Below are 10484 nucleotides of genomic sequence, written 5' to 3'. Positions count from 1 at the left end.
TGATAGACTATTATAAAAACAGAGGTATTTTGAGTTCTATAAAAGCGGAAGGTAAAATAGATACAATAACGTCTGATATAAACATGCATATTAATAAGGTATTCAATGGTTAATATAAAAACCGCCGATGAAATTAAAAAGATCTCAAAAGCATCAAAAGTGGTGGCAATCATATTAGAGGAGTTAGAAAAAAATACAAAGCCGGGTATTAGTACAAAAGATATAGACAATATGTCGGAAAAACTTATAAAAAAAATGTCTGCAAAACCTGCTTTTAAAGGATACAGAGGGTATCCTGCGAGTATCTGTGTGTCCATAAACGATGAGATTGTACACGGGATACCATCGGAGAAAAACTTTATAAAAGATGGAGATATCGTTAGTCTTGACTTTGGAGTGTATATGGATGGATTCTATGGTGATGCTGCAATAACGGTTAGTATCGGAAATGTTAGTGAACTTGCAGAAAAGCTTGTTAGAACAACTAAGGAAGCCCTTTATGCTGCAATAAAAGAGGCAAGGGTAGGTAATAGATTGTACGATATCTCGAGTACCGTACAGGAATATGCTGAGAAGAGAGGCTTTTCAGTTGTAAGAGATTTTGTAGGCCACGGTATTGGTAGCTCGCTTCATGAGGATCCGCAAATACCTAACTTTGGAGAACACGGTAAAGGTATAAAACTTGAAAAGGGTATGGTATTGGCTATAGAGCCTATGATAACTGCAGGAGGTTATGGGGTAAAGATTGATCCGGATGGCTGGACTGCAAGGACGATTGACGGTTCTTTATCGGCTCATTTTGAGCATACTATTGCGGTTGATTATGAAGAAGGTATTATATTGACGAAGACAAATTGATATGCCAAAAGAAGATGCTATTTTAGTAGAAGGGACTGTTTTAGAGACGCTTCCAAATGCTATGTTCAGAGTACAACTGGCAAATGGACACAAGGTGCTTGCACATATTTCAGGTAAAATGCGTATGCATTATATAAAAATACTTGCAGGAGACAAAGTTACAGTAGAGCTATCTCCGTATGATCTTACCAAAGGAAGGATCGTATATAGAGTATAGTGTTATTAATCAAGGAGGATTTATGAAGGTTAAACCTTCAGTGAAGATTAGATGCCCAAAATGTAAAGTGATCAGGCGAAAAGGTGTTGTAAGAGTTATATGTGAGAATCCAAAACATAAACAAAGGCAAGGATAGGAGGTATTAATGGCTCGTGTTGCAGGTATTGATCTGCCAAAAAACAAAAACATATTTATTGCTCTGACTTATATATATGGAGTAGGTAAAACGTTGTCTAATCAGATTCTTGAAGAAGCCGGGGTAGATAGGCACAGAAAAGTAACAGATCTGAAAGAAGATGAAGTGGCAATTATCAGGAGAATCATAGAAAGTAAATACAAGGTAGAGGGCGATCTCAGAAGGGAAGAGAAGAATAATTTAAAAAGGTTAATTGAAATAGGTGCATATAGAGGTATAAGACACAAAAAAAGTTTGCCGGTCCGCGGACAACGTACTCATACCAATGCAAGGACAAGAAAGGGACCAAGGCGGCAGACTGTCGGCGGTTTAAAGAAGAAAGAAACAGCAAAGAAATAGGAGGTAATGTAATTGGCTACAGGAAAGAAAGCAAAAAAGAAAGTAAAAAAAATAACGGTAACCGGCATCATTCATATACAGTCAACCTTCAATAATACCATTATTACGGTTACTGATACCGAGGGTAATTCAATTGTATGGTCGAGTGCTGGAATTAAAGGTTTTAAAGGCTCAAAAAAGGGCACACCTTATGCAGCCCAGCTTGCTGCGAGTGATGCAATAAAAAAAGCTATGGACCTTGGGATGAAGAATGTAATTATATATGTAAAGGGTCCCGGTGCAGGTAGAGAATCTGCTATAAGAGCTGTGCAGGGAACGGGTGTTAGGATACTTGCTATAAAAGATGTAACCCCTATACCTCATAATGGTTGTAGACCGCCTAAGAAGAGAAGAGTTTAATAAAAGGAGGGTTGTAAAGGTGTCAAGATATACTGAATCGGTATGTAAATTATGCAGAAGAGAAGGCATCAAGTTATTTCTTAAAGGAAACAGATGCTATACGGATAAATGTGAAATAGAAAAACGTAATTTCCCGCCAGGTCTGCACGGGCATAATAAAATCAAGCTTACGCAGTATGGCGTGCAGCTAAGAGAAAAACAAAAACTGAGAAGAATATATGGACTTACCGAAAGGCAGTTTTCACGATTTTACGGCATTGCGGCAAGACAGAAAGGCAATAAAGGTGAAGGTCTTTTATCACTTCTGGAGCGCAGACTTGACAATGTTGTTTATAGCCTTGGGTTTGCTGCATCAAGGAAGAATGCAAGACAACTTGTTAATCATGGCTTTATACTAATAGATGGAAAAAAAGTGGATATCCCTTCATTTGTTGTAAGAATAGGTAATACGATAGAACTTAAAGAAAAAATCAAATCAAACGTTAATGTACAGTCTTCAATAAGCTCTTCAGCAAAACAAGCAGTGCCAAGATGGCTGGAACTCGATCCCGTATCTTTTAAGGCAACTGTAAAAACACTACCGGAAAGACAGGATATATCGATTTTGGTCCAGGAACAGCTTGTAGTAGAGCTGTATTCTAAACATTAATACGTAGGAGGAAAATATGGCTCACAGAAGTTTACAACCCATTGTAAAACCGAAAGGTATAATTATAGATACAAATACCCAGACCAGTACTTATAGCAAATTTACTATTGAACCTCTTGAGAGAGGGTATGGGACAACGATCGGCAATACCTTAAGACGAATACTACTGTCGTCCATAGAAGGAGCTGCAATAACATCTGTTAATATAGAAGGTGTAACAAACGAGTTTTCTACTATTCCAGGTGTGTACGAAGATATTATGGAGATAATTCTTAATCTGAAAACGGTCAGATTAAAGCTCTTAGATGTAAAAGAAAGAGAAATAAAAATAAGGGCAAAAGGTGAAACTGATATTACTGCCAAGGATATTATTGCCGACAACAAGGTGGTTATACTTAATCCTGAAGTAAAGATTGCTACACTTGGTAAAGATGCTGTTCTAAATATAGATATGATTGCAAAGGTAGGGAGAGGCTACATCCCGGCGGAGGAAAATAAGGACGAGGCTCTGCCTGTAAGCACAATACCGGTAGATTCTATATTCTCACCGGTAAGAAGGGTGAATTTCCAGGTTAGGAACTCAAGAGTTGGCAGGGTAATAGATTACGATAAGCTTATAATAGAAATATGGGTTGATGGCAGTATAAAACCTATAACAGCGTTGCAAACAGCAGCGAATATTCTATCCGATCAGTTATCGATATTCACAGGTGAATTGGTAGAGTATGGTAATCTGGAAGTTGTGCATGAAGAGCTGCCCAAGGAAGAAAAGAATTTTACCGATTTGATGAATAAGAGTATAGATGACCTTGAGTTCTCGGTAAGGGCAACCAACTGCTTGAAAAACGCCGATATAAAAACAATCGGTGAGCTTGTTTTAAAAACAGAGCAGGAAATACTACAGATGAAAAATTTCGGTAAAAAATCATTAACCGAAATCAAAGAGGTACTTGCAGAGCTTGGATTGCATCTTGGCATGAATACTGATAATGTGGGTGAAGACAATAAAGTGAAGGAGTAATGTAAACGATGAGGCATAATATAGATGGTAGAAAATTCAGGAGAGTGCCTTCTCACAGAAAGGCATTGCTTAAAAACCTCGCCATATCTTTGATCATTCATGAGAGGATTGAGACGACTATTGCAAAGGCAAAGGAGCTTAGAAGGGTTGTTGAACGTATGATAACACTTGGCAAAAGAGGTGATCTGTACGCAAGGAGAAGGGCATTTGCAATATTAAGGGACGAGACTTCTGTTGCTAAATTGTTTAGTAAGCTTGCAGAAAGGTACAGGACCCGCAATGGCGGATATACACGCATCATAAAGTTCAGGAATAGATTAGGTGATGACGCCCCCATGTCTTTTATAGAGCTTGTTGATAGAGAAGTAAAAGAGAAGAAGCCTAAAAAAGGTAAAGCAGAGAAAAAAAAGGAATCGAAACAAGAATAAACTTAATATCTCAATAGCGTTTAACAAAAATGCAACAGAGAAATGTATTCCTTTTAATTTTGATTTCCTTTTCTAAACGTCTTAGATTTTGTTTATCTCCTGCTGTGTAAAGCGGGGCACAATTTGTGGTTGGCATGGAGATTGTTGTCGTGAAATTAAAAAGGATAGGATTGAGTGGTAAAATATTTACATTTTAGTTCATGGTCAGTTTTTACGAAGTTCGTTTCTAAATAATCAAAAGTATTCCATAGGTGGTTGGTATGGAGCCGAAGATTTATGGGAGTCAAGAGAAGTTGTTTCTGCCTTTGGCGGATATGGTCATGCTATACTTTCTGTATCCTCTCATTGGAATATCAATGAAGATAACTTGTAATCAATTACTTGATCTCTTCAACAGCTTTTGATTAGATATAAAATTATGTTTAATTATGAATTGTTAAAAACGGATTTTGAAAAGGCAGAGGATAAATTTACCCGGATAAGGGGGCATCTTTGATCTTAATGCCGTCAAATCACGCATTAATGAAATTGAAACTATCATAGCTACCCCTGATTTTTGGAATGACAGAAGACGCGCATCAAACCTGCTAAGAGAAAAAACGAGGCTTGAAGAGCTTACTGATACGGTTAAAAATCTCGAAACAGAACTTGCGGATACTAAAGACATGCTTACACTTATAAAAGATGAATCCTCACAGGAATATGTTGAACAACTTTCAAAAGAGGTTAACGCCCTATTTAAGGATATAAGAGATCTTGAACTAAAAGAGATATTCAAGCATGAACAGGATGCGGGTAATGCGATCCTTGTAATCAATTCAGGTGCTGGCGGAACAGAAGCACAGGATTGGTCAAAAATGCTTTTAAGGATGTATAGCATGTGGGCAGAATCCAGAGGGTTTAATGCATCCGTAATAGATTACCTTGATGGAGAGGAGGCCGGTATAAAGAATGCAACAATGGAGATAAGCGGTGAGTACGCTTACGGATATTTGAAGGCAGAAGCCGGGGTGCACAGGCTTGTCAGGATTTCGCCGTTTGATTCTAATCAGAGAAGGCATACATCGTTCGCATCTGTTTTTGTTTATCCGGAGGTAGATGAGTCTATAGAAATACAGATAGATGAGAAGGATATCAAAATGGATACATACAGATCGGGCGGAAAGGGCGGTCAGAACGTGAATAAAGTGGAGACCGCTGTTCGTATAACACACGTACCGACGGGTATCGTTGCACAGTGCCAGAGCGAAAGATCTCAATTCCAGAACAAAGAAAGGGCAATGATTCTGCTTAAAAGCAAGCTTTACGATCTTGAACTAAAAAAAAGAGAACAGGCGAAAGAAAAAGTAGAGGCCGGTAAAAAAGACATATCATGGGGCAACCAGATCAGATCTTATGTACTGCACCCGTATAAAATGGTGAAGGATCACAGGACGGATTACCAATCGAATGATCCGTTTTCCGTTCTCGACGGAAAGCTCGATGATTTTATTGAAGCATATCTCTTAAAACAAATGGAGCTAAAATAATGTTAGAAGATAATTCTATATATCAGACGCGGCTGCAAAAACTTGAACAGTTAAAACAACTCGGCTTTTCTCCCTATCCCAATACTATCAAACCAACCCATACGAATAAGCAGATATTAGATGTTTATAATGATAAAACCCATGAAGAGCTTGAATCAATAACGGATACCGTATCAATAGCAGGACGGGTAATAGCTATAAGGGGTTTTGGTAAGGCAGGGTTTATAGTGATCCATGACAGGACGGGTAAGATTCAGGCCTATGTCCAGAAAAATAAAATGGATGAGAAAGAGTTTTCCGCCTTTGAACTGCTTGATACGGGAGACATAGTATGGATTCAAGGCACGCCGTTTAAGACAAAGACAGGAGAGCTTACGATCAGGGCATTAAAATTCAATATATTAAATAAAACGCTCGCTGAACTTCCGGAAAAATGGCACGGTCTTAAAGATGTAGAGATAAGGTATAGAAGAAGGTATGTGGATCTTATTGTTAATCAACACGTTAAGCAGACATTTGTAGCACGTGCAAAGATTATAGATGCCGTAAGAGATTTTTTCAAATCCCTTGAGTTTATTGAAGTTGAGACACCCATGATGCACACGATTGCAGGTGGAGCAAGTGCAAAACCGTTTGAAACATATCACAATGCACTGAACATGCCCCTTTATCTTCGAATAGCTCCGGAGCTTTATCTTAAGAGGCTTATAGTTGGCGGTATGGAACGCGTATTTGAAATAAACAGGAATTTCAGGAATGAGGGCATATCTACAAAACACAATCCCGAATTTACGATGCTTGAATTTTATTATGCTTATGCAACTTATGAGGATCTCATGAAAATGACCGAGGATATGTTTGGCTACGTTTTAAAACGGATCGGTATGAATGGTGAAATAGAATTTAACAGTCAAAGGATTAATCTTATCTCACCATTTAAACGGGTAACTTTTTATGAAGCACTTACAACACGCACAGGATTATCATTGGACGGGTTAAAAGATAAAACAATTATTTCTAAATACGCATCAGAGCATGGTTTAAAAGTGGAGCAGAGTTCGGACGTTGCCGGAATACAGCTTGAGGTTTTCGACAAGCTGGTGGAAGATACGCTTATAGACCCAACATTCGTAACGCAATTTCCGGTTGAGGTCTCGCCGCTTGCAAGACGCAATGACGGTCAGCCCGAAATAGCAGATCGCTTTGAGCTATACATTTCCGGCATGGAAATCGCAAATGCTTTTTCAGAATTAAATGATCCAGTAGATCAGCATAAGAGGTTTGAACAGCAGGTTGTGGATGCCGATGAGGCGGTAAAAGAAGTGGACGAAAACTATATAGACGCGCTCAGAGTAGGCTTACCTCCAACGGCAGGAGAGGGTATTGGCATTGACAGACTCGTCATGCTACTTACAAACTCATCATCCATAAGGGATGTGATCCTTTTCCCTCTTCTCAAAAAACAGGAATAATCATTATGAGTTATGAGTTAGATATAAGCATAAGGTACATAAGATCAAAAAAGCGGCAGAGGTTCATTTCCGTTATTACACTCCTGTCGATTATAGGCATAACTGTGGGTGTAATGGCGTTAATCATTGTGTTGTCCGTTATGACAGGATTTGAGGATGATCTGCGTAATAAAATACTTGGAACCAATGCGAATGTAGTTGTTCTGAAATTTTCCGGTAACATGAATGATTATGAGAAAGTAAGTTCTTTTTTAAAGAATGGTATGAAAAACGACATTATAAAACAATACCCTTTTGATGATAGAGCAGGATTTAAGAATGAGTTGTCTCATTTTACAGAAGAGGTTGAGCGGGACAATAAACTTGATCTCGCGGATCAGATAATGGGTATTACACCTTTTATTTATAGTCAGGCGATGCTTTCATCGCACAATAATGTTACGGGCGTTGTCATAAGGGGGGTCTCTCCTTCAACCGTATCACATGTAACGGATATCTCCAGAACCCTGATCAAGGGCAACGTGGCGGATCTGTTGGGCACATACAAAGATCCGGAAAGCAACGCAAAAATAAGCGGGATTCTTATAGGTAAAGAGCTCGCGCAGAATCTTGGTGTGGAGTACGGGGACACCGTAAACGTGATATCCCCTCTTGGTGTAATGACGCCGCTTGGTATGATACCGAGGATGAAGAAATTTAAAGTCGTAGGCGTTTTTTCTACAGGCATGTATGAGTATGATTCAGGGCTTGCATACCTATCGCTTAAAGATGCGCAGCAGTTTTTAAATACCGGTGATACCGTTACAGGGCTTGAAATAAAGATTAAAAATATCTTTAAAGCAAGGCAGGTTGCTCATCTGATACAGAGCGAACTTGGTTTTCCATATTATGCAAGAAGCTGGGAGAATACAAACAGAAACCTATTCACAGCATTAAAACTCGAAAAAACGGTCATGTTTATCATACTCCTGCTTATTATTTTTGTCGGAGCTTTGGGCATAGTCAGCAGTTTGATAATGAATGTGGTGGAGAAGACAAAAGACATTGCAATTCTAAAGGCGCTTGGTGCAACCAGTAAAAGCATAATGCGCATATTTGTTTATCAGGGATTGGTTATCGGGACCGTGGGAACGGCTCTCGGTATGCTGCTCGGTTATATCGTGTGTATGCTGTTGAAACAGTATCATTTCATTTCTCTGCCAAAGGACGTGTATTATATAAATACGCTTCCAGTGACAATGAAACCGGAAATATTTATACTTGTGGCGATATCCGCCATAGTCATAAGTTTTTTTGCGACTATCTATCCTTCATACAAGGCTTCTAAATTACCGCCGGCAGAAGTATTGAGGTATGAATAACGGTATCCTGTACGGGGGACATTCTACTGTTCTTATAACGATAAAGAATACGGTAATACTTACAGATCCGAATTTAAGCAACAGGATCTGGATAATCAGAAGACGAAATAAACCAGGTATTGATCAATCACAATTGGATATGGTAAATCTTGTTCTTGTGTCGCATGGACATTATGATCACCTCGACATCCCTACCATAAAAAGATTACCACGGGCTGCTACTGTCATAGTACCGCATGGTCTTGATCGCTATTTTAAACGGTATGGTTTTAAGGATGTGAGGTGTCTTTCGTGGTGGGAACAAACAACAGCTCAAGGGTTAAAGATCGTAGCAGTACCTGCAAACCACTTTAAAGGCAGACATCCATTTTTAAAAAGCCTTTATCAGGGCTATGTAATAGATAGCTTGTTTCAGATATATTTTGCCGGGGACACAGGCATGTTTGATGAGATCAAAGAAATGGGGAAACTTTTTAAACTAAATGTTGCACTACTTCCAATAGGGGCGTATAAACCATGGTCTAAGTTTGGTCACCATATGACACCGGAAGACAGCGTAAAGGCTTTTGAGTATCTTAATGCGGGCGTTATGATCCCGATACACTGGGGTGCATTCAAACTTGCAATGGAACCAATGAACGAGCCTGTGAATAGGTTATTAAGTGCTGCAAAAGATGCAGGTATTGGTGAACGCGTTGTTGTGCTGCAGCCGGGAGAAATGTATAAATTAGTTTGAAATTTATCTTGATTATATTAGTAAGTTTATTGTTAACTTACAATAATCATACTCTGGAGGGATGGCCGAGTGGTTGATGGCGGCGGTCTTGAAAACCGTTATCCACGCAAGTGGATCGTGGGTTCGAATCCTACTCCCTCCGTTGTTTTTCAAGTAGTTAGATACCTTCATGTCCTCCCTCTACCTGCCCTTCTACCTGCCCTGCTACCGTTTTTGCTACAACATCGCCAACCTTATCCAAAACTTCTACACCACCTCTCATATTATTGGGTGCCAGATGCGCATACCGCTCCGTCATTGCTGCTGTCTTATGTCCGAGTAAACGCTGCACCACATATCTGTCAATGCCATGCTGAACCAGCATAGATGCAAAGTGATGCCGTAAGTCGTGGAACCGGAAATCTTTCAAGCCCGCTCTCCTGCTCGCTTGTTTAAACCGTAAAACTCAGCCTGCTCCCTTCATCTTGCAGCCCGAACCTACCCTGTGCCATCTCAAGACGTAACTGCGGCCTCCCTTTGCTCCGCAAGCTTACGATTGGTTGTACCTGTTGCACGCCACACATCCTGACCGCTATGCCGTAGTCTAACGTACCACTTGCCGCCTCTTTTCAATAAACTCATTTAACCTTCTTTCGAGGCGTTGAAAGTGGTTAATTCCGTGTAAGGATCCCCTACCTCACTTGCGGAGGGGTTGCAACTGCTTTCTGCCCTGTTTTATAACTTCGTATCTCTTATTATTATGTGTGCTGTATTCCGTAACCCGGCATTGAAAACGGCGTTTTTAGCCACACAAGCGTTAATTTCATGTCTGTTCGTGCTTAACATAACCAACTATGTATTTCGTCTTTTCGTGCCCTTTAAATCTCCGAGACATTTAATTGGGGTATGATATCATTGGGTCTTATAATTGAAATATTGATTAATTTGGTACTATTTAACAAATCCACCTCTTTAAAAAGAACAAAGTATTGAATATGTTTTAACATCGCATTCCCTTCATTTTTAATTATAAAAGGTGTTTCAAAAGGATTATGTGGGTTTAAGGATTCCCCAATTTGAATTGAAACTCTTGGCCAAATATCATAAAGTGTTAGACCTGAAATAGAGATTAAAAATAAAATAATAGGCAATACTAGTTTAACAATATAGCTTATTTTAATTATTTTATTTCTATTCATTTAAATTCTAATCTTTTGCTGAAACTCAAATCCCTTGTTCAATTAGTAACCCGTTAAACCAATTTACCATAATATGGTGGAAATACTATGAAAACTTCAAT

At 39.1% G+C, this 10484-nt stretch carries 14 protein-coding genes and 1 tRNA gene; 13 read left to right on the top strand and 2 right to left on the bottom strand.

Features of this window, described 5'->3' with window-relative positions:
• The first annotated feature begins 105 nt into the window (after nucleotides 1–105).
• The 13 genes from map (at nucleotide 106) to M1381_03940 (ending at nucleotide 9347) form a co-directional block, all read left to right on the top strand.
• Nucleotides 106–858, top strand: a complete 753-nt coding sequence (gene map / locus M1381_04000; GenBank protein ID MCL4478248.1) for a type I methionyl aminopeptidase — start codon at nucleotides 106–108, stop codon at nucleotides 856–858.
• 1 nt (nucleotide 859) lies between these two features.
• Nucleotides 860–1075 carry a translation initiation factor IF-1 gene (gene infA / locus M1381_03995; GenBank protein ID MCL4478247.1) on the top strand — a complete coding sequence of 72 codons (216 nt, stop codon included), beginning with the start codon at nucleotides 860–862 and terminating at the stop codon, nucleotides 1073–1075.
• Nucleotides 1076–1097: 22 nt separating this feature from the next.
• On the top strand, nucleotides 1098–1211 hold the full coding sequence (gene rpmJ / locus M1381_03990; GenBank protein ID MCL4478246.1) for a 50S ribosomal protein L36: 114 nt from the start codon (nucleotides 1098–1100) through the stop codon (nucleotides 1209–1211).
• A 9-nt stretch (nucleotides 1212–1220) separates the two neighbouring features.
• Nucleotides 1221–1610: a 30S ribosomal protein S13 gene (rpsM, locus tag M1381_03985; GenBank protein MCL4478245.1), complete on the top strand. Its 390-nt coding sequence runs from the start codon at nucleotides 1221–1223 to the stop codon at nucleotides 1608–1610.
• 12 nt (nucleotides 1611–1622) lie between these two features.
• Nucleotides 1623–2009, top strand: a complete 387-nt coding sequence (gene rpsK, locus M1381_03980; protein ID MCL4478244.1) for a 30S ribosomal protein S11 — start codon at nucleotides 1623–1625, stop codon at nucleotides 2007–2009.
• A gap of 19 nt (nucleotides 2010–2028) precedes the next feature.
• Nucleotides 2029–2658, top strand: coding sequence for a 30S ribosomal protein S4 (gene rpsD, locus M1381_03975; protein ID MCL4478243.1), 630 nt, complete (start codon nucleotides 2029–2031; stop codon nucleotides 2656–2658).
• A gap of 16 nt (nucleotides 2659–2674) precedes the next feature.
• Nucleotides 2675–3679 carry a DNA-directed RNA polymerase subunit alpha gene (locus M1381_03970; protein MCL4478242.1) on the top strand — a complete coding sequence of 335 codons (1005 nt, stop codon included), beginning with the start codon at nucleotides 2675–2677 and terminating at the stop codon, nucleotides 3677–3679.
• An 8-nt stretch (nucleotides 3680–3687) separates the two neighbouring features.
• A complete protein-coding gene (gene rplQ, locus M1381_03965; protein MCL4478241.1) occupies nucleotides 3688–4107 on the top strand; it encodes a 50S ribosomal protein L17 in 420 nt (139 codons plus the stop codon).
• 418 nt (nucleotides 4108–4525) lie between these two features.
• Nucleotides 4526–5636, top strand: a protein-coding gene (prfB, locus tag M1381_03960; GenBank protein MCL4478240.1) for a peptide chain release factor 2 whose coding sequence is annotated in 2 segments (ribosomal slippage) — nucleotides 4526–4600 and nucleotides 4602–5636 — 1110 coding nt in all. Because the reading frame shifts where the segments join, the coding sequence is not laid out codon by codon here.
• Nucleotides 5636–7108 carry a lysine--tRNA ligase gene (gene lysS, locus M1381_03955; GenBank protein ID MCL4478239.1) on the top strand — a complete coding sequence of 491 codons (1473 nt, stop codon included), beginning with the start codon at nucleotides 5636–5638 and terminating at the stop codon, nucleotides 7106–7108. The genes prfB and lysS overlap by 1 nt, the downstream gene beginning before the upstream one ends.
• Nucleotides 7109–7113: 5 nt before the next feature.
• Entirely contained in the window at nucleotides 7114–8469 is a 1356-nt protein-coding gene (locus M1381_03950; protein MCL4478238.1) for an ABC transporter permease, read from the top strand.
• Nucleotides 8462–9205 carry an MBL fold metallo-hydrolase gene (locus tag M1381_03945; GenBank protein ID MCL4478237.1) on the top strand — a complete coding sequence of 248 codons (744 nt, stop codon included), beginning with the start codon at nucleotides 8462–8464 and terminating at the stop codon, nucleotides 9203–9205. The genes M1381_03950 and M1381_03945 overlap by 8 nt, the downstream gene beginning before the upstream one ends.
• 55 nt (nucleotides 9206–9260) lie before the next feature.
• Nucleotides 9261–9347 (top strand) — tRNA-Ser (locus M1381_03940).
• Between the two features lie 15 nt (nucleotides 9348–9362).
• Here the strand turns inward: M1381_03940 and M1381_03935 are convergent.
• Nucleotides 9363–9614, bottom strand: a complete 252-nt coding sequence (locus tag M1381_03935; GenBank protein MCL4478236.1) for a tyrosine-type recombinase/integrase — start codon at nucleotides 9612–9614, stop codon at nucleotides 9363–9365.
• 448 nt (nucleotides 9615–10062) lie between these two features.
• Nucleotides 10063–10383 (bottom strand): hypothetical protein, encoded by a 321-nt coding sequence (locus M1381_03930; protein ID MCL4478235.1) that lies wholly within the window; start codon nucleotides 10381–10383, stop codon nucleotides 10063–10065.
• Between the last annotated feature and the right edge of the window lie 101 nt (nucleotides 10384–10484).

Source organism: Deltaproteobacteria bacterium (assembly GCA_023382265.1).
In the GTDB taxonomy this organism is placed as follows: Bacteria; JAMCPX01; JAMCPX01; order JAMCPX01; family JAMCPX01; genus JAMCPX01.
Note: the sequence above shows the minus strand (reverse complement) of the source record. Positions and strands in the feature narration are given on the sequence as shown.

Bases quoted from the DNA above. Each gene is read 5' to 3' on its own strand.
- map (MCL4478248.1), top strand. From the start codon at position 106: ATGGTTAATATAAAAACCGCCGATGAAATTAAAAAGATCTCAAAAGCA.
- infA (MCL4478247.1), top strand. From the start codon at position 860: ATGCCAAAAGAAGATGCTATTTTAGTAGAAGGGACTGTTTTAGAGACG.
- rpmJ (MCL4478246.1), top strand. From the start codon at position 1,098: ATGAAGGTTAAACCTTCAGTGAAGATTAGATGCCCAAAATGTAAAGTG.
- rpsM (MCL4478245.1), top strand. From the start codon at position 1,221: ATGGCTCGTGTTGCAGGTATTGATCTGCCAAAAAACAAAAACATATTT.
- M1381_03970 (MCL4478242.1), top strand. From the start codon at position 2,675: ATGGCTCACAGAAGTTTACAACCCATTGTAAAACCGAAAGGTATAATT.
- rplQ (MCL4478241.1), top strand. From the start codon at position 3,688: ATGAGGCATAATATAGATGGTAGAAAATTCAGGAGAGTGCCTTCTCAC.
- lysS (MCL4478239.1), top strand. From the start codon at position 5,636: ATGTTAGAAGATAATTCTATATATCAGACGCGGCTGCAAAAACTTGAA.
- M1381_03950 (MCL4478238.1), top strand. From the start codon at position 7,114: ATGAGTTATGAGTTAGATATAAGCATAAGGTACATAAGATCAAAAAAG.
- M1381_03945 (MCL4478237.1), top strand. From the start codon at position 8,462: ATGAATAACGGTATCCTGTACGGGGGACATTCTACTGTTCTTATAACG.
- M1381_03930 (MCL4478235.1), bottom strand. From the start codon at position 10,383: ATGAATAGAAATAAAATAATTAAAATAAGCTATATTGTTAAACTAGTA.